Below are 17,158 nucleotides of genomic sequence, written 5' to 3'. Positions count from 1 at the left end.
GCCTCCGTCATTCGATCAGCAAATCTTGTATTCAATGTTTGACATTCGGTTCGCGCTGTCAGGCTCCGATCACCTCGACCGATGTATTCGGCTCGACGGTGACGGTGCCCTGATTACGAATGTGGTTTTCGACGACATCCCAGATGGGCGGGCCTTCGGTGCCCTCGTTGACGCTGGCCCAACCGGCCACAACATAGGATTTCTCCGGATCAATCGCCTCACCCGTCTTGAGCAGGGTCATGTCGCTGATCCGCTGCCCTTGCGGTTTGGTAACATCGATACGGTACCCAAGGCCGCCGACACGCACCATGTCGCCACCCTGCTGGTAATAGGGATCGGGGTTGAACAGGTTGTCGCCAACATCCTCGAGGATCACGTGAATGAATTCACCCGTCATTTCCGTACGATACGCATTCGGATAGGACATCGAAGTGACGTTCCAGATATCCTCACGCGTGATCTCCTGACCGGGCAGGATCGACGGACCCCAGCGCACACCCGGCGACATGGCAATGTCTGCCTCGCGCTCGCTGATCAGTGCATCGCAGATCAGATCGTCCCACGTGCCATTGAAGTTTCCGCGCCGATAAAGCAGCGAGTCCGTCTTGCCGATCACTTCGCTTAGTGCCGCATCATATGGTGCACGCTGTTCGTTGATCAGGGCCGTGAGTGCCGGATCAGGTGCGATGACGTCTGAAAAGATCGGGATCAGCTTGTGCTTCAGCCCCATCATCTGGCCATCCCGCACGTCCAGATCAACGCGGCTGACGAATTTGCCGTTCGAGCCGGACGCGATAATATGCGTCTTTTCGACCAGAACCGGTTCAGGCAAAGCGTCATGGGTGTGACCGCTCAGGATTACGTCAATCCCTTGAACACGGCTCGCCATTTTTTTGTCCACGTCAAAGCCGTTATGGCTGAGGACGACGACCACATCGGCACCTGCGTCGCGCACCTCGTCCACCATGGCCTGCATGTTCTCATCCCGGATCCCGAACGAGTACTCCGGGAACATCCAACTGGGGTTGGCAATTGGCATATAGGGGAAAGCCTGTCCGATGACGGCAACCTTGGCCCCGCCGCGTTCGAAGAACTTGTAGGGCTTGAAAAGCTCCGCAGGTTCATCCCATTCCGCGTCAAAGATATTCTGACCCAGCGCCGCAAAAGGCAAACCTTCAACGATCTCGTTGACCCGCTCGCTGCCCAACGTGAACTCCCAATGGAATGTCATCGCATCGGGCTTGAGTGCATTCATCACGTTGACCATGTCCTGACCCGCCGTCTGATAGCAGGTATACGAGCCATGCCAGGTATCGCCCCCATCCAGCAACAGCGCATCTGGCCGGTCGGCACGGATGGCGTTGATAACGGTCGAAACCCGGTCAAGTCCTCCGACGCGGCCATAGGTCTTCGCCAATGAAGCAAAGTCATTGTAGGTCAGCGCATAGGCGGACGGGCTGCCATCGTCGATCCCGTAAGCCTTGCGAAACGCGGCCCCCGTCACATGCGGCATTTGCCCGCGCGCGTCTCCGATGCCCAGGTTGACCTCGGGCTCGCGGAAGTAGATCGGTTTGAGCTGCGCGTGGATATCCGTGATATGAATCAGGCTGATATTTCCAAAGGTCTCAAATTCCAGCAACTGGTCCTGGGTCAGGCTTTGCTGGGCCGCCAGCCTTGCCCAGTTCCCGAAACCGGATGCCCCGTACAGCGCTGAGGCCGCCATGGAGACCTGTAGAAAATCACGTCGCGATATCATTTGTCGGCTTTCCTGTTTCACATATAAATGTGTGAATGTAGTAGAAATGAAAAACCCGCGCCCGGGAATCCCGGCGCGGGTTCTTTGTTACTGACGCACGGCCGGCGTTTCGACCGAAAGCCCGTTGCCGCGCGATGCCACATAAAGCTCCAATGCCCGGAATTCGTCCGAACCTTCAGCAAAGGTTTCAGCGCGTGTATCACGAATACAGCCGCGGAAACGGTTGTGGCGCGAGATCAGCTTGGCCTGTTTCAGACGATAAGTCGGGAAACCGTTGACCATCCCTTGGCTCAGATGGTCGGCCCGGATCATGTTGCCCCAGTTGTCTTCGTGACAGTTGGCGCAGCTCAGCTCCAGCTGACCATATCGGGTGTAGTACATTTCCTTGCCCTGCTCCCAATATGGGGCAGCATCGCCATCAATGGCGACATTCATGGGCAGCCCTCGTGACTGAAAGGCAATCAGCGCGACCATGCCCTGCATATCGGCACCAGACCATTTCCACGCATCTGCTTCCATGCGTTCCGTACGGCACTTGTTGATCAGATCTTCCATCACAACCAGCTTGCCGGTATCCGCATCGACCTTCGGCATGGACGCCTGCAGCCCTTTGAAGCTTTCCACATCATCGTGGCACGAAGAGCAACTTTTGCCAGCCGCGCCATCGACAGCCTCATAAAGATCAGCCGCCTGGTCGACAAAAATCATAGCCGGGTTGTCGAAATCGTCGATCTGCAACGCCTGCGTTTCATCGGTTCTGAAATGCCACCCCGAGTAGATCGTATCGAAGTTCTCGACATGGGCCGGGGCCTCGGTCACCGAAACCATTTCCAGCTCTTCGTTGATCACCAGCTTGTCTTCGTCAGGTCCAGCTGCCACTGAAATCGGGAAAGCCAGAACTGCCGCGATCGCCGTGAGTGCTTTTTTATTCATTGCGTTCCTCCCTTGGGTGATCAGCGCAGGTTTTAAGCACCGGCGCTGATCTGCCGTTACGGTCGAGCCGTCAGGCGATCTCGATCGGTTTTTTTGTGTCGTAAACGGACCCGTCATCGTCATACCACGTGAAAACGAATTCCCCGGCTTCAGGCACGGTTGCATCGAACTGAAAGTACGGGTTTGTCGAAATCGCCGGCTCCATCGTCACGTCTATCACCAGCTCTCCGTTAAACTCGCAGGTGAACCGATTGATGATCGAGCGCGGAATGACGTTGCCTTCCTTATCCTTACGCTGGCCACTTTCCATATTGTGGCTGATCAGTGTTTTGATCGTGATTGCTTCGCCAGCAGCGGCTGTTTTTGGAACCTTGACGCGGGGTTTTACACCGGATGCCATTGGTTGTTCTCCTGTTCTTCAGGGCGCGTGGCGATCAGCCGCCGCAGCCGCCAATTGTCACTTTTACGGTTGCCGAAGCCTTGGCAAAGCTACCATCAGCCATTTTGGCCACAGCAATGACATCTTGCGTTCCTGCAAGACGAATGCGGGTCGAAGCCGCCTGCGCAGCAGCCAGCGGGCCAAAGTTGAACGTGGCAACGCCGGGCTCGGGGTTTCCAGCCGCTACGATCAGAATTGCTGCCGCACCCGGCGCGCTGACTTCGATCGGAACGGTATTTCCGTTCTCGGCAATTTCCGGCGCCGTCAGCGTCACACCGCCGTCGGCCATGTCTGCACCGCCAGTAAACGCGGCTATCGCGTCTTCCGCAGCCGCATTTGCGCGGAACGGCATCAGGGTCAGGACCGCAGCGCCCAGACCAAGAGCCAGAGTCTCGCGACGAGAAAATTCCATTTTCAATCTCCTTTGGATCCTCACGAATTCACGCCTGAAAGCGTGATTATTGTTCTTTTAGGGTTGCGAGGAACGCGACGACGTCCTCGATTTCCTGTGCAGTCAGGATTGACGTCAAAGGCCCTGACGGGGCTTTGCCCGTATAGGCGTCGCCCGGGCGGATATAGCCGTCATCCTTGTAGAAAGCCGGCATGACCGTTCCGTCAAACGTCATCTTGGCATTTGCGACCAGTCCTCGAAGCTCCGCCTCGGACCACCGGTCCCCGGCCCCATCCAGCAGCGGACCGACTTCGCCATGGAACGGAATATCCGCCAAAGCCGTGACCTGATGACAGGCCACACAGTTGCCCTTGGATTTCTCGCCCACGATGACCGCACCGTTTGCCGCATCGCCAGCGACGCCGGTCAATGAAGCCTCCACCGCGCCATAATCGTCGAACTGTACCTCTTTTGGTCCTGTTTCTGCCGCGATGGCGGCACTGCCTGTTATGATACAAGCCAAAGTCAAGTGTCTCAGCTTCATGATCCCTCCCATTTGCTACCGCGCCGATGGCGCTTTGCGACCCAAAGCCTCTGTGTACCGTAGTCGACGGGCAGGGTTCATCGCAACATTAAATTCATCTTAATGAATTTTTTTATTTATACTGCACCGCGTCAATCTTGCGAAACATTGTTTCGTTCTTGAATGCGGCGCGCATGATACCGTTGAAAATCTTCCCCATTATCAAGCTCGTACCGTTCTTCATTGACCCAGGTAAAAAGATCGAGGGTCGTTCCCTTGGAGAACGCCCCGGGCATGACCGCAACGGCCGCCTCGATTGCTGTGGCATCCTCTGATACGTCCTCCGGCAGGAAAACCAAAGTAGGGGTGAACAGAATCCCCCATTTGCGCATCAGTGATCTTTGCTCGGCTTCTTCTCCGTCAAAATCGATGGCCATCGTACTTCCGTGTAAGTCCAGCTGAACGACAAAGAAGTTTTCCTCGATATACGCAGACAGGTCGGGTTGGGGGAAAACCTCTTCATGCATCTTTTTGCAGTAGATGCAGCCCTGTTGTTCAATGAACAGAACCAGCCGCTTGCCTTCCCCCGTCGCCTCTTCAAGGTCTTCACGAAGGTCTTTGAACGTGTCCCGCATCCACGGCGTTTTATGCAGACCGTCATCCCCCAGTTCAGCCGCGGAAACCGCCCCAGCAAACAGCCCTGCAATCAAGAACAATACTATCCGTTTCATGGTGTTCTCCCGAATTAGCCAATGGCCGCCAGCCAAGGCATGTGATCCAGCATCCATTGTGCGATTAGATTTATGGAATTGGTCGCGATCAGGATGCCAAAAAGAATCAGTAAGACACCCATCGCCTTTTCAATCATTCCCAGATGTTTCCGGAAACGTGCCATCCATTGCATGAAGGGCCGAACCAGAAAGGCTGCCAGAACAAACGGCGCTGTCATGCCAACCCCATAGACGAACAAAAGCACGGCGCCACGCCAGGCGGTCTCGGTTCCGGCCGCCGTGAACAGGATCGCCGCCAGAACCGGCCCGACGCAAGGCGTCCAGCCAAAGGCAAAAGCCAGCCCCAGAACATATGCCCCGATCACGCTTACATTTGTCGTCTCGCCGATATCTGCACGAAACTGTCGATACAGGAACCCGATGCGGAAAAGACCCAGAAAATGCAGGCCCATCGCGATGATGATGAGCGCAGCGATCCATCGCAGAATGTCGAAATACGCGCGAACCAGCTGACCAAAGATCGACGCCGTGGCCCCAAGCGCCATGAAGACCGTGATGATCCCTGCAGCAAAAGCAATCGCTGACAGGGTCGCCCGACGGCGAACATCCGGGGTGATCGTCGAACCGGCCGAAATCTGCTCCATCCCGACGCCTGCAAGATAGCTGAGGTAGAACGGGACAATGGGCAGAATGCAGGGGGACAGGAACGACAAAAGCCCCGCGATCAGAGCCCCTGCAAACGTGATGTCGAGCATGGTCAAATCCGTCCAGACAGGTTACTATTCACACATTCAAAATAATAAAGGTGTACCACCCAGGTCAATCGGAGCTTTTGATGCGTCACGTAATACATACATTGCTCGTCATCACATTGCTGATCTGGCCTGCTACGTTGCGGGCCGAAATGGTGTTGCTGATGGCCGAAGAAGACGGGTGTATGTGGTGCGCCCGCTGGGACGCCGAAATTTCCGAGATCTACCCGCTGACAACGGAAGGAAAAGCTGCCCCACTGCAACGAACGGACATCCACGCAACCACGCCCGAAGGGATTACTCTGGACCGGCCGCTTTTTTATACGCCGACCTTTGTATTGCTGGAGGACGGTCACGAAATCGGCCGGATCGAGGGTTATCCTGGCGAAGACTTTTTCTGGGGGCTATTGGGTGTTTTACTACGTGACGCCGGAGTTAAGATCGAGAGCTCTGGTTAAATCCTCGGGATTTACATATACTGTTTTGAATACGTGAAGCCACGAAAGCGAGATGATCGTGTTGGACAAACCGTCGAAACTGCCCGTGTTCACCAAGGACATGTGCAACGAGGACTTGGATAGGATGATGGATAACGCCCAGACGGCGTCCAATTTCCTCAAGGCGATCAGCCATGAGGGGCGGCTGATGATTCTGTGCTATTTGTCATCAGGGGAAAAATCCGTCACGCAGATGGAGGAAATGTTGTCGGCCAGACAGGCTGCCGTTTCCCAGCAATTGTCCCGCTTGCGCTTTGAAGGGCTGGTCAAGACACGACGCGAAGGCAAAACGATCTACTACAGATTGGCGGACGACCGGTCGACTCAGATTCTGGAAGTCGTCTACAATCTTTTCTGTCGGGACAAATAGAAGCCCGCGAGAAACACCGCCAGCTTTGGGAGGAGACTGGCCATGTTCGAACTTCTGGGAGACGCCAATACAGTTGCGCTGATCGGTCTGGTTGGCGGCATTGTACTTGGTCTTGCCGCGCGCATTGGGCGGTTCTGCACCTTGGGTGCGATTGAAGATTATCTTTATGCAAATGACGACCGGCGCCTGCGTATGTGGGCCGTTGCGATTGGTGTTGCGATTGTCGGCAGCCATTTGGGGATGGCGTTGGGTGGGATTGACCCGCTCGGCACGACCTATATTGCGCAGACATGGAATCCGATCGGATCGGTTATTGGCGGATTGATGTTTGGATATGGCATGGCCATCAGCGGAAACTGCGGCTATGGCGCGCTTGCACGCCTTGGCGGCGGCGACCTTCGGTCATTCGTCATCGTCCTGATCGTGGGCCTTTCCGCATATGTGGTCATGTCCGGTCCTCTGGCCTATGTCAGGATCTGGCTTTTTCCCGAAGCCATGGATCTCGGTAATCCACAAAGCGTCAGCTACCTAGCCGAACGGCTGACGTCGATACCGGCATGGGTTACAGGAACGCTTGTCGGCTCTGCCATAGTAGTGTTTGCCCTGACAAATGACCGTTTTCGTAAATCACCTGCGCAGGTTTTTTGGGGTGCGGCGGTCGGATTGGCAGTCGTTTCAGGCTGGCTTGGCACCAATTGGGTAGCCACACACGGGTTTGACGGTGAGACCTTGCAAACACACACGTTTGCCGCGCCTTTGGGTGATACAGTGTTCTATCTCATGACCGCCTCAGGCAACACGCTCTCGTTTGCGGTCGGTTCGGTTTCAGGGGTTCTGATTGGGGCTTTCCTCGGATCATGGTCAAAAGGTCATTTCCGCTGGGAAGCCTGCGAAGATCCACGTGAGCTTAAGCGGCAGATGCTGGGAGCGGCAATAATGGGACCCGGAGCAATAATTGCGGTTGGATGCAGCGTCGGGCAAGGCATCTCCGCTTTTTCTCTGCTGGCCTATAGCGCGCCTATAACCTTTGCGGCGATCTTTGCCGGAGCAGCTCTTGGCCTGCGACAGCTTGTGTCAGGATTGTCTTTCATTCCCGAGCGTTAAGCCCCACCACACGCTACGGTTTCTTCGTACAGTCCCTGCGCAGGTTTTCGGCGCATGCTTCAAGCACCGAAAACCTGCAGCAGACCCTTCTCTCAGCCATTGGCCATGATGGAATCCAGTGTGTCGTGTTCCGCTACAAAATGGTCTGGTGCGACTTCCTGCAGCTTTGGAACATAATCACTGTGACCGTTAACCAGTCGGCTGGGCAAAAAACGCAACGCGGCTTTGGGGTCCAGCGGCGATGGCAGTTCACCCGGCAGTTTGAGGCGCTGCCGCGTCCGCTCTACATCCGGGTCTGGTATCGGCACGGCCGAGATCAGTGATTTGGTATAGGGATGGATCGGTTCCGAACAGATCACCTCACCATCACCCATTTCCACAATTCGCCCGAGATACAGGACCATGATCCGGTTCGATACCGCGCGCACCACGGACAAGTCATGGCTGATGAAAATCATCGACAGGCCAAATTCCTGCTGAAGTTCCTTTAGCAGCTCGACAATCTGGGCCTGAATGGAAACGTCGAGCGCTGAAACCGCCTCGTCGCAGATAATCAGCCTGGGCTTGTTGATCATCGCCCGCGCAATGCCGACGCGCTGGTTCTGCCCTCCGGACAGCTCATGCGGGTAACGGTTGATCATGTTGGCCTGCAGACCAACCCGTTCCATCATCGCGGCGACCATCTGCTTGCGTTCCCGGTCGGTCAGATCGGGGCGGTAGGTTTTCAGCGGCTCAGCAATCGACGCTGAAATCGTCATGCGTGGATCAAGACTGGCCAACGGGTCTTGGAACACGATCTGCAGGTCCTTGCGGTACTTGTTCAGCTCGGATCGCTTCAAGCCGACGATCGGATGGCCTAACCAGCTGACACCCCCCGCGCTGGGTTCGATCAGTTGCAAAACCGCGCGCGCCAGTGTCGATTTTCCGCAACCGGATTCGCCCACGACACCCAGAGTTTCGCCCTTGCGAATATCAAAGCTGACACCATCGACAGCTTTCAGCGGAACCTTGCGCCCGAACAACCCGCCAGAGACATGAATGGGGAAATGAACTTTGACGTCATCAACCTTGAGAAGGGGTTCTTCCGCCTTTTCCAAAGCGCGGGGCGCGTCGCCGGCATCAATCCGGGGCATCGCCTCCAGCAGGGCCCGCGTGTATTCGTGTTGCGGATTTCGGAACAGCGCGCGTGTTTCGCCGGCTTCGACGAATTGGCCCATGCGCATGACCTGAACCCGGTCGCACATGCGCGCAACAACGCCCATGTCATGCGTGATCAGTGCAATCGCGGTTCCCTCATCCTTTTGCAGGTGAACCATCAGATCGAGGATGTCTGCCTGAACAGTGACATCCAGCGCCGTCGTCGGCTCGTCCGCAATAAGCAGTTTGGGACTGCACAGCATCGACATCGCAATCATCACACGCTGTCGCATTCCGCCGGATAATTCGTGCGGGTACTGGTCCAGACGGCGGCCCGCTTCGGGAATGCGCACCCTGTCCAACCACTCCAGACAGCGTGCGCGCGCGGCTGACCCCTTCAGGCCCTCGTGGACCTGCAGCACTTCGCGCATCTGCTGCCCAATCTTCAGATGTGGCGTCAAAGCGGTCAGAGGATCCTGAAAGATCATGCCGACATCATCGCCGCGGATCTGGTTCAGCTTGTTCACCGGCAGGTTCAAAATCTCCTGACCGTTCAGCTTGGCTGACCCGCTGGCATGTCCGGCAGGGGGCAGCAAACCCATTGCGGCCATGAAGGTCTGACTTTTGCCGGATCCACTTTCACCGACGATGCCAAGGCATTCGCCCGGATTGATATCAAAACTGATGTCTTTGACCGCCTCGACGACACCATCGGGGGTGTCAAACCGGACGCTCAGGTTCTTTACGGAAAACAGACTCATATCAGCGGTCCTTCGGGTCCAAAGCGTCACGCAGACCATCGCCGATGAAGAACATCGTGATGATAATGGCGACATAGAATGTCAGTGGGAACATCAATTGCCACAGCGTTCCATAGCCCATGGTTCCCGCCCCTTCTGCGATCAGCCTTCCCAGCGACGTGTAAGGTTCGGAGATCCCCAGTCCCAGGAATGAGATGAAGCTTTCGGTCAGGATCATCTCGGGCACCAGAAGCGACGCATAGACGATCACGACACCCAGCAGATTGGGCAGGATATGGCGATACATGATCGTAAATTCACTGACGCCCGCCGCTCGGGCGGCCTCGATGAATTCGCGGTTCTTCAGGGCAAGCGTCTGCCCGCGCACGATACGTGACATGGTCAGCCAACCAACCGCGCCCAATGCGATGAAAAGCGTGAAGAAGGATCGCCCGGCAACAACCAGCAGAAGAATGATGATCAGAGTTGTCGGGATAGCCAAAAGGATGTCGACAAAACGCATCATCGCGCCATCCGTCCGCCCGCCAAAATACCCGGCAGTAATGCCGTAACACGTACCAACGATCAAAGCGGTCGCCGCCCCGATCAACCCCACAAGCAGGGACGTCGTGGTTGCCTGAATGACGCGGCTGTACAAATCGCGCCCCAGATCATCAACACCGAAATAGTGACCCGTTTCCATAGACGGCATTCCCATGCCCCGGACATCGCCCATGACATTCCAGTCGATCTCTTCATTGCTCCAGACGGCAAAATACGGGCCAATGATCGTGAACAGCACGATAAGCAGCAAAATGAACACGCTGGCCATTGCCGCTTTGTTTCGTACAAAGCGCATTCGCGCATCCTGCCAGAGCGAACGCCCCTGAACGGCTGTATAATCGGTGATTTCTTCGGCCAGATGCGCGGCTTTTTGTGATTTTCCTAGCATATCCAGCCCCTCAGTAGCGGATCTTCGGATCGAACCAGGCATAGGCCAGATCGGTCAGCAGGTTTACCAGAACGGTCAGAATGCCATAGAGGATCGTAACCCCAAGCAGCACGGCATAGTCGCGTGATAAGGCCGAGCCGACATAAGCCTGCCCCAGACCACCGGTCGAGAAATAGATGTCAACAAAGACGGATCCGGTCAGCACATAGACAAACACCGGTCCCAGATAAGATACGACCGGCAGCAAGGTCGGCTTCATCGCATGACGCCAGATTACGGTTCTTGTCGGCAGGCCCTTGGCACGGGCGGTTCTGATGAAATTCGAATTCAGAACCTCCAGCATTGAAGATCGGGTGATCCGTGCAATCGATCCCATGTAAGATGTCGCAAGGGCGATAACCGGCATGATCAGATAGGGCCACTGACCACCATTCCACCCACCGCCGGGCAACCATCCCAGCCACAGGGTGAATGTCAGGATCAGGATCGGGCCCATGATGAAGTTGGGCAGCGCCTGCGCTGCAATCCCCAGCCCAACCGCAAAGTAGTCGATCCAGCTGTTGTGCCGGATTGCGGCGGCAATCCCCAGTCCGATGCCCACCACAGTAGCGACCAGAAAGGACAGCGACCCATAGGTCAGCGAGATCGGAAAGCCCTGCGCGATGATGTCGTTCACATCGCGGTCCTTGAACTTGAAAGACGGGCCAAAGTCGAAATGCACAACGATATTGTACAGATAATCCCAGAGTTGCTTCCACAACGGCTGGTCCAGGCCGTACCGCGCCTCGATATTGGCCAGAACCTGCGGCGGCAATGTCCGTTCTGAGGTAAAGGGCCCACCGGGCGCATAGTGCATCAAGAAGAAACAGGCGACGATCAGCAGCAGAATCGTCGGTATGGCGGTCAGGACCCGCCGAATGACATAGGCAAGCATTCAATGCCCCCAATAGATGGCGCTGCCCCGAAGAAAACTTCGGGGCAGGTCATGGTCAGAAGATGATTACTCGGCGATTTTGTAGAGGTTCTTGGAGTACCAGTTTTGCTCTACGTTTTTGACCGGCCAGTTTCCGACATCGCTATCCATCATGTAGACACCAGCATAGTGATAGATCGGGATAACGGGGGTTTCCTGAGCGATAATACGCTCGACCTCGGTGTACAGCGGAGCCGGATCGTCCGAAGTTTTGGCTTCGGCCAGCAACTCGTCCACGCGGGCATTGTTATACTTGCCGTCGTTGTAGCCCGAATCCGACTGCAACAGGTCAAGGAAGGTTGAGGCTTCGTTATAGTCACCACACCACGCGCCGCGGGCCAGATCAAAGTTCTGGTTGCCCCGCTCTTCCAGGAAGACTTTCCATTCCATGTTGGCCAGTTCAACATTGGCGCCCAGTTTTTGCTTCCACATCTGGCTCAGCGCGACGGCAACTTTCTTGTGGGCTTCCGAAGTGTTGTAGACCATCGAGAAGGTCAGAGGGTTATCCGCGCCGAAGCCGGCCTCGGCCAGCAGTTCCTTGGCCAGTTCATCGCGCTCAGCCTGGCTCATCGATGCCATTTCAACGACCGGGACAGTAAAACCTGCGGTTGCTTCTGGCACGAATGTATACGCGGGCGGCTCGCCACCGGCCTTGATATTCTTGGTAATGATGTCCCGGTCAACGGCTAGCGACAGGGCCTGACGAACTTTGGGATCCTTGAATTCTTCAGGGCCGCTGTCCGACACGTTAAACGTGTAGTAGTAGTTGCACAGGCGCGGGAAGCTGATAGCCTCGCCCGGATGCTCTTCCTGCAGACGCGGGAATTGACCGGCGGGAACTTCGGTCCGGTCCAGTTCACCGGCCAGATAGCGGGTCAGGGCTACGTTTTCGTCATTGATGACCAGTGCCACAACCTTGTCGATGATGGTGTTGTCATTGTCCCAGTACATCTCGTTGCGCTCACGTACCGAACGTTCCTGCGGCAGGTGCTCGGTCAAAACATACGCGCCATTCGACACGATGTTTCCGGGCTTGGTCCATTCATCGCCAAATTCCGCGATCACCTTCTGAGGTGCCGGGAAGGTCGTCGAATGCGTTGTCATCTGCGGGAAATACGGCAGCGGCGCGCTCAGCGTGACTTCCAGGGTCGTGTCATCGATGGCTTTGACACCCAGATCATCAACCGGCTTTTCGCCTGCGATGATCGCTGATGCGTTTTCGATCGACATCAGCTCCATGAACCACGCGTAAGGAGAGGACAGCGCCGGATCAACCGCGCGTTTCCATGCGAAAACGAAATCTCCGGCGGTTACCGGGTCGCCATTCGACCATTTAGCATCGCCGCGCAGTGTGAAGGTATAGACTTTCTTGCTGTCATCGACGGTGTAACCTGTGGCAACGCCCGGAACCAGATTGCCATCCTCATCCTGGTTCATCAGCCCTTCAAACAGGTCGCGTACAATTTCAGCACCGGAAACGTCTTCGACAACCTGCGGATCGACCGAGCTGTGCTCGTCCAGAATGCGGTAGGTAAAGGTTTGATCGTCCGCCAGCGCTTCGCCGGTTTCAGGATGCGTGCCAGCGGCAAACGCGGCACCTGTGATCATGGTCGACGACAAAAGCCCCGCCATTGAGTTCCGAATGTATCTGTTCATGATTTCTCTCCCATATGTTCGTCGCCGCGCGGCCCCACTTGATTGGGGTCGCACGCAGCAGCCGGATTAGACCGACGCCCGCTGGGACTTCGTTCATTTCGATTTTGGTTTTGCCAATTCGCAAGGAACACTGCGTCGCAGCTTTCTTGGTTTCTGTCGGTAAAGAAGTTGCGAAAGTTGTCTTTCACTGCGTTGAACCGTGACATCTTTTGGCTCTGGGATAAAGCCTTGATGAAATTTTAGGCAACCACAAGCAGAAATATCTCCAACGACCTATCGCTGGCAATTTTCTGAGGATCAGCTCGGTCTTCGTGACATTTTCGTGAAGCCACGCGAAATCCGAACAATCCTTCGTGCCCGAATGGCGACTGCATTCTGGCCTCGGACAAACCAAAAAATACGCGAATCAGTGACGTCATTTCAGCAAGCCTGTGGTCCATTACATGTATCACACGGTTCAGAATACCACGGGTCAGATCACTGAGCTTTGTCAGGCTCTGTTGCACAGAGTTGAGCGCGCCGAGTAGTTCGGGTGATCGCATGGGCCTTTCCGTCGTCATGCAGCTTCGGCGATTGCAGTGGCATGACCGGCATGACCCCGAATATCCAGCACCTCTCCAAACGCATTGCAGAACATATCGAAGAACCTTCTAACGAAGACCACCGAGCTATTATCGCACAAGCGGGCCGCTTTGGCGGCTGGTCGTTTTATGTTGAAAATGGCGTTCCAGCCTATGCCTACAACTGGTTGGGGATCGAGATATTTACCGTTTCGGCGTCCGAACCTGTGACCGAAGGTACTCATGAAATCGTCCTCGATTTCGATTATGACGGTGGAAGCCCTGGCAAAGGTGGGACGGCACCCTCTTTGTTGACGAGATGCAGGTGGCACAGGGCAGGACCGACCAGACGCAGGCCATCATCTTTTCGGCGGACGATACAGCAGACGTTGGCTTCGACCTTTCCACACCGATGGCCAAAGCGAACGGCACCGAAGCAGCTTTGCGTTTTACCTGCAAGGTAATCTCGGTGACGGTGGCGGTTGAGTAAGATCGCTCTGAAAGAGGAGAGGCGTTCAGGCACCTGCCACAACGGGTGCCTAGAACCGTTGATGGAAACACGCTTATCATGACGATTGAAAGGCTTTCGGCACTGCTGAAGCTGGCGTCGGTAATTGCCTTTGTGGCTATTCCCGCTTTTGTTTTGGCATTTATTTTTCAGGTAGAGTCGGACCGGCATTGCCATCTACATCTTCAAGTCGCTCGCCTCCTCGCTAACGATTTGTAGGATCCTGTTTCTCTGGATCTTTCCCGACGGGCCCTTTGGAAGATCAATCAGAATGTGAACTTTGTCAGGAGACTTGAAACGGCCTAGCTGGGACTCACAGATCTTTGACAAAGCTTGCGGCGTCAATTCAGAACCTTCTCGAATTTTTACCGCTGCCTCGACGGTTTCACCGTAGCTTTTGCAAGGGCGGGCAAAGGCCGCAGCTTCAACAACGTCGGGGTGTGAATAAAGTGCCTCGTCAATCTCACGAGGGGCTATATTCTCCCCTCCCTTAATGATCAGTTCTTTCAATCGACCGGTCACATAAACATACCCGTCCTGATCCATGCGGGCGAGATCTCCGGTCAGCAACCAGCCATCCGAAGTAAATGTGCCCGCAGTAGCATCCGGGTCATTGAGGTACTCCAGCATCACATTCGGACCGCGTATGACCAACTCACCTTCTGTTCCGGTAGGTACAGGCCGAAATTCCGCGTCCAGAATTGCAACCTCATTTCCATATGCAATGCCGGGTGAACCAATCTTCCGAACGCCGGGGGGCAGCGGGTTTGACAGAATCTGAGCGGCAGTTTCCGTCAAGCCCATGGTTTCCACGATTGGGATTTCGAAACGATCCTCAAAGCCACGCTGCACGTCCGGCGCCAAGGCTGACGACGCAGAGCGCCCGAAACGCACGCGTTGCCGGGTTTGCGCATCCGGACTAGTCTCAGAGTGCAGCAGATGCGAGATAATGGTCGGAACGACCGAGAACCACGTTGCCTCGGCCTTTCCAAGATTGTCCCAGAATTTGCTGGAAGAAAATCGTTCGCACATGGCCAACGATCCGCCTGAGACCAGTGTTCCCATCACCGTCACGCAGAGCCCGTTAATATGATAGATCGGCAAGACGCAAAACCCGCGATCAGCCTCGGACAATTCATGGGCAATTTTGGTCGTCCAACCCCCTGCCAACAGGCTGGAATGTGTGTGGACCACCCCCTTGGGGCGACCGGTTGTTCCGGATGTATACATCAACAAAGCGTGGCTATGAGGCGAGAGGCTATGCAGGTTGCTGCCGGACTCAACGGCATCTGCCACCTTCAACTGTTTGATTCTCGCAGGATTGGCCGTTCGCCTGAACAGGTCCGTTTGATCGGAATGTACAAATCCATAGCACGCGCCGCTGTGTTCCAGCGCATAGGCAACGGCGCTGTCACCCGCGACAAGATTGATCATCGTGGCCCGAAATCCGCCATAGAGAACGCCAAAAAGGACCTCAAGCGCTTCCCGGCAATTGGGGTAGAGGATGGCGACGCTTTCTCCCTTCGCCACACCCCGTTCGGTCAACATGCTTGCGATGCGGCGAGCTGAGTCACGCAATTCACCCCAATTCAGGTCCCGCGCCCCGTCCGGGAAAACGAACCCGGTTCCCCCGCGGCTTGCCCGACGGTCAAGCCAGTCCCGGACGGTTCCCTTGGGTGGTTCGATCATTGCCCCGCCTCCGACCAATAGCAGCCAAATATCGCTTCCAATTCGGGCTCGCGCGGCGGCGTTTCACGGATGATCTTTGTCGTTTGTACGAAATGCCGCCAATGCAGATTGGTGTCGATGGAATTGCCTCCCCAACTGCCGCAGCCCATTGACAGCGAAAAGGGCATGCAGTTGGTGAAGCTGCCACCAGTGGCAAAGGTATGCGCCTGGTTTACAATGACCCGGCAGGTGGGCAGGTCACGACCCAACCCAACCGCGCGCGCGTCGTCGCTGGTATGGATTCCGACAGAATGCCCCGCGCCCTGGTGTTCCAGAATACGAGCCGCGATTACCTTGGCTTCTTCAAAATTTGCCGCTCGATAAAGCGCCAGAACCCGGCTGAGCTTTTCCCCCGACAAAGGATGATCCGGGCCAATTCCGTCAGTTTCCACGGCTAGGAACTTGGTCCCTTCGGGGACCTTATCCGCCATATCCAGTGCTTCAAGCATCTTGCCAGCGTCCTGCGCGATTACAGATCGGTTGAGATGCCCATCGGGCCACAGCCGTGCGATGATGTTTCCAGCCTCGGAAGATGGTACCAAGGCACCGCCTTCAACGGCGATCGCGGCGACAAAGGCGTCATAGACCGCATCTACAACAACCAGCGCATTTTCAGACGAGCAGGACGTCGCGTTGTCGAAGCATTTCGATGCCGTGATCCTGAAAGCAGCTGCGGCCAGATCTGCGGTTTCGTCCACAATCACCGTCACATTGCCCGCACCAACCGCCACTGCTGGCGTTCCACAGGATTGTGCGCGTTGGACGTTGTTCTGACTGCCGGTACAGATCACGCGATCTACGGCTTCCATCAACCTTTGTGTCTTGGCCTTGGATCCGGGCGCAGGGATCATCTGGACCAGATCGCGATCGAGGCCGAGCTTGTCAAACTCTGAATGGATAAAAGCGATCAGCATCTCGCAGGAAGCGACTCCTTTGGGGGATGGTGCCACCACGATGGAGTTGCCTCCTTTGAGCGCATTGATGATATTGTTCGCCGGCGTCGCAGCGGGGTTGGTCGATGGAACCACAGCACCGATTACACCGATTGGGCGTGCAATCTCGGTCATGCCGGTTGCTGGATTGTCGCTAATGATGCCGTGGGTTTTCACGTCAGCGATATCGCGCAACAAGCCCAGAGTCTTGCGGTGGTTCTTTGTAATCTTGTCCGGAACATTACCCAGACCGGTGGTCGCAACAGCGATTTCGGCCAGTGCCCGATTGCGTGTTGGCTCCATGATTGCCCATCCCGCCGCCAGCGCCGCCTTGTCGTACAGCGCCTGACTGCCGCTTTCTTCAAAGGTCGCTTGGGCCTTGCGCGCATGCGCTACTATGCGATCAACTTCGTCGATCTGGGGGGAAACCCCTTCCTGAGCGTTCATCTCGGTCCTCGATTGTTTGATCGGGGCGG

At 55.8% G+C, this 17,158-nt stretch carries 19 protein-coding genes; 4 read left to right on the top strand and 15 right to left on the bottom strand.

Annotation, left to right across the window (positions count from 1 at the left end; genetic code table 11):
- Positions 1–58: 58 nt before the first annotated feature.
- The 7 genes from soxB to ACR0ES_RS15595 all read right to left on the bottom strand — a co-directional run bounded on the left by soxB (position 59) and on the right by ACR0ES_RS15595 (position 5,528).
- Positions 59–1,756, bottom strand: coding sequence for a thiosulfohydrolase SoxB (gene soxB / locus ACR0ES_RS15625; RefSeq protein ID WP_480773815.1), 1,698 nt, complete (start codon positions 1,754–1,756; stop codon positions 59–61).
- Between the two features lie 87 nt (positions 1,757–1,843).
- Complete coding sequence (soxA, locus tag ACR0ES_RS15620) at positions 1,844–2,689, bottom strand: sulfur oxidation c-type cytochrome SoxA (RefSeq protein ID WP_480539213.1); 846 nt, start codon at positions 2,687–2,689, stop codon at positions 1,844–1,846.
- Between the two features lie 70 nt (positions 2,690–2,759).
- On the bottom strand, positions 2,760–3,089 hold the full coding sequence (soxZ, locus tag ACR0ES_RS15615; RefSeq protein WP_209507503.1) for a thiosulfate oxidation carrier complex protein SoxZ: 330 nt from the start codon (positions 3,087–3,089) through the stop codon (positions 2,760–2,762).
- A 34-nt stretch (positions 3,090–3,123) separates the two neighbouring features.
- Complete coding sequence (gene soxY, locus ACR0ES_RS15610; protein ID WP_209507502.1) at positions 3,124–3,540, bottom strand: thiosulfate oxidation carrier protein SoxY; 417 nt, start codon at positions 3,538–3,540, stop codon at positions 3,124–3,126.
- 46 nt (positions 3,541–3,586) lie between these two features.
- A complete protein-coding gene (gene soxX / locus ACR0ES_RS15605) occupies positions 3,587–4,063 on the bottom strand; it encodes a sulfur oxidation c-type cytochrome SoxX (RefSeq protein ID WP_267366181.1) in 477 nt (158 codons plus the stop codon).
- A 131-nt stretch (positions 4,064–4,194) separates the two neighbouring features.
- Positions 4,195–4,773 carry a thioredoxin family protein gene (locus ACR0ES_RS15600; RefSeq protein ID WP_480488024.1) on the bottom strand — a complete coding sequence of 193 codons (579 nt, stop codon included), beginning with the start codon at positions 4,771–4,773 and terminating at the stop codon, positions 4,195–4,197.
- Positions 4,774–4,787: 14 nt separating this feature from the next.
- Positions 4,788–5,528, bottom strand: coding sequence for a cytochrome c biogenesis CcdA family protein (locus tag ACR0ES_RS15595; RefSeq protein ID WP_267366182.1), 741 nt, complete (start codon positions 5,526–5,528; stop codon positions 4,788–4,790).
- A gap of 80 nt (positions 5,529–5,608) precedes the next feature.
- Between ACR0ES_RS15595 and ACR0ES_RS15590 the strand changes: the two genes are divergently transcribed.
- From ACR0ES_RS15590 to ACR0ES_RS15580, 3 genes are read left to right on the top strand one after another with little or no spacing between them, the layout of a single operon-like run.
- Entirely contained in the window at positions 5,609–5,983 is a 375-nt protein-coding gene (locus ACR0ES_RS15590; protein ID WP_480488022.1) for a hypothetical protein, read from the top strand.
- Between the two features lie 52 nt (positions 5,984–6,035).
- Entirely contained in the window at positions 6,036–6,392 is a 357-nt protein-coding gene (locus tag ACR0ES_RS15585; protein ID WP_480483447.1) for a metalloregulator ArsR/SmtB family transcription factor, read from the top strand.
- 42 nt (positions 6,393–6,434) lie between these two features.
- Entirely contained in the window at positions 6,435–7,496 is a 1,062-nt protein-coding gene (locus tag ACR0ES_RS15580; protein ID WP_209507496.1) for a YeeE/YedE family protein, read from the top strand.
- 92 nt (positions 7,497–7,588) lie between these two features.
- Here ACR0ES_RS15580 and ACR0ES_RS15575 read toward each other — a convergent pair whose 3' ends face one another.
- The 6 genes from ACR0ES_RS15575 to ACR0ES_RS15550 form a co-directional block, all read right to left on the bottom strand.
- Complete coding sequence (locus ACR0ES_RS15575) at positions 7,589–9,394, bottom strand: ABC transporter ATP-binding protein (RefSeq protein ID WP_480773816.1); 1,806 nt, start codon at positions 9,392–9,394, stop codon at positions 7,589–7,591.
- Position 9,395: 1 nt separating this feature from the next.
- Complete coding sequence (locus ACR0ES_RS15570) at positions 9,396–10,325, bottom strand: ABC transporter permease subunit (protein WP_209507494.1); 930 nt, start codon at positions 10,323–10,325, stop codon at positions 9,396–9,398.
- 10 nt (positions 10,326–10,335) lie between these two features.
- Complete coding sequence (oppB, locus tag ACR0ES_RS15565) at positions 10,336–11,259, bottom strand: oligopeptide ABC transporter permease OppB (protein ID WP_480871250.1); 924 nt, start codon at positions 11,257–11,259, stop codon at positions 10,336–10,338.
- 66 nt (positions 11,260–11,325) lie between these two features.
- Positions 11,326–12,954 carry a peptide ABC transporter substrate-binding protein gene (locus ACR0ES_RS15560; RefSeq protein WP_480773817.1) on the bottom strand — a complete coding sequence of 543 codons (1,629 nt, stop codon included), beginning with the start codon at positions 12,952–12,954 and terminating at the stop codon, positions 11,326–11,328.
- A 239-nt stretch (positions 12,955–13,193) separates the two neighbouring features.
- Entirely contained in the window at positions 13,194–13,496 is a 303-nt protein-coding gene (locus tag ACR0ES_RS15555; protein ID WP_480773818.1) for a hypothetical protein, read from the bottom strand.
- Between the two features lie 14 nt (positions 13,497–13,510).
- Complete coding sequence (locus ACR0ES_RS15550) at positions 13,511–13,759, bottom strand: hypothetical protein (protein WP_480773819.1); 249 nt, start codon at positions 13,757–13,759, stop codon at positions 13,511–13,513.
- An 80-nt stretch (positions 13,760–13,839) separates the two neighbouring features.
- On the opposite strand from ACR0ES_RS15550, the gene ACR0ES_RS15545 reads away from it, so the two are divergent.
- The gene (locus ACR0ES_RS15545) at positions 13,840–14,004 is read left to right on the top strand and encodes a hypothetical protein (protein ID WP_480539211.1); all 165 of its coding nucleotides are present in this window, start codon (positions 13,840–13,842) and stop codon (positions 14,002–14,004) included.
- A 195-nt stretch (positions 14,005–14,199) separates the two neighbouring features.
- On the opposite strand, the gene ACR0ES_RS15540 is transcribed toward ACR0ES_RS15545, so the two are convergent.
- Positions 14,200–15,711: a class I adenylate-forming enzyme family protein gene (locus ACR0ES_RS15540; RefSeq protein WP_480773821.1), complete on the bottom strand. Its 1,512-nt coding sequence runs from the start codon at positions 15,709–15,711 to the stop codon at positions 14,200–14,202.
- Complete coding sequence (sauS, locus tag ACR0ES_RS15535) at positions 15,708–17,129, bottom strand: acylating sulfoacetaldehyde dehydrogenase (RefSeq protein ID WP_480871249.1); 1,422 nt, start codon at positions 17,127–17,129, stop codon at positions 15,708–15,710. The genes ACR0ES_RS15540 and sauS overlap by 4 nt, the downstream gene beginning before the upstream one ends.
- Between the last annotated feature and the right edge of the window lie 29 nt (positions 17,130–17,158).

The organism is Ruegeria sp. N7 (genome assembly GCF_056531345.1).
The sequence above is the reverse complement of the archived record's forward strand: the minus strand, read 5'-3'. Positions and strand labels throughout refer to the sequence as shown.

What these genes read in the sequence shown, in the direction of transcription:
- ACR0ES_RS15580 (WP_209507496.1), top strand. Translation starts at nt 6,435, where the DNA reads ATGTTCGAACTTCTGGGAGACGCCAATACAGTTGCGCTGATCGGTCTG.
- ACR0ES_RS15570 (WP_209507494.1), bottom strand. Translation starts at nt 10,325, where the DNA reads ATGCTAGGAAAATCACAAAAAGCCGCGCATCTGGCCGAAGAAATCACC.
- oppB (WP_480871250.1), bottom strand. Translation starts at nt 11,259, where the DNA reads ATGCTTGCCTATGTCATTCGGCGGGTCCTGACCGCCATACCGACGATT.
- ACR0ES_RS15560 (WP_480773817.1), bottom strand. Translation starts at nt 12,954, where the DNA reads ATGAACAGATACATTCGGAACTCAATGGCGGGGCTTTTGTCGTCGACC.
- soxY (WP_209507502.1), bottom strand. Translation starts at nt 3,540, where the DNA reads ATGGAATTTTCTCGTCGCGAGACTCTGGCTCTTGGTCTGGGCGCTGCG.
- soxX (WP_267366181.1), bottom strand. Translation starts at nt 4,063, where the DNA reads ATGAAGCTGAGACACTTGACTTTGGCTTGTATCATAACAGGCAGTGCC.
- ACR0ES_RS15590 (WP_480488022.1), top strand. Translation starts at nt 5,609, where the DNA reads ATGCGTCACGTAATACATACATTGCTCGTCATCACATTGCTGATCTGG.
- ACR0ES_RS15595 (WP_267366182.1), bottom strand. Translation starts at nt 5,528, where the DNA reads ATGCTCGACATCACGTTTGCAGGGGCTCTGATCGCGGGGCTTTTGTCG.
- ACR0ES_RS15600 (WP_480488024.1), bottom strand. Translation starts at nt 4,773, where the DNA reads ATGAAACGGATAGTATTGTTCTTGATTGCAGGGCTGTTTGCTGGGGCG.
- ACR0ES_RS15540 (WP_480773821.1), bottom strand. Translation starts at nt 15,711, where the DNA reads ATGATCGAACCACCCAAGGGAACCGTCCGGGACTGGCTTGACCGTCGG.
- sauS (WP_480871249.1), bottom strand. Translation starts at nt 17,129, where the DNA reads ATGAACGCTCAGGAAGGGGTTTCCCCCCAGATCGACGAAGTTGATCGC.
- ACR0ES_RS15575 (WP_480773816.1), bottom strand. Translation starts at nt 9,394, where the DNA reads ATGAGTCTGTTTTCCGTAAAGAACCTGAGCGTCCGGTTTGACACCCCC.
- soxB (WP_480773815.1), bottom strand. Translation starts at nt 1,756, where the DNA reads ATGATATCGCGACGTGATTTTCTACAGGTCTCCATGGCGGCCTCAGCG.
- soxZ (WP_209507503.1), bottom strand. Translation starts at nt 3,089, where the DNA reads ATGGCATCCGGTGTAAAACCCCGCGTCAAGGTTCCAAAAACAGCCGCT.
- ACR0ES_RS15550 (WP_480773819.1), bottom strand. Translation starts at nt 13,759, where the DNA reads ATGAGTACCTTCGGTCACAGGTTCGGACGCCGAAACGGTAAATATCTC.
- ACR0ES_RS15555 (WP_480773818.1), bottom strand. Translation starts at nt 13,496, where the DNA reads ATGCGATCACCCGAACTACTCGGCGCGCTCAACTCTGTGCAACAGAGC.
- ACR0ES_RS15585 (WP_480483447.1), top strand. Translation starts at nt 6,036, where the DNA reads ATGATCGTGTTGGACAAACCGTCGAAACTGCCCGTGTTCACCAAGGAC.
- soxA (WP_480539213.1), bottom strand. Translation starts at nt 2,689, where the DNA reads ATGAATAAAAAAGCACTCACGGCGATCGCGGCAGTTCTGGCTTTCCCG.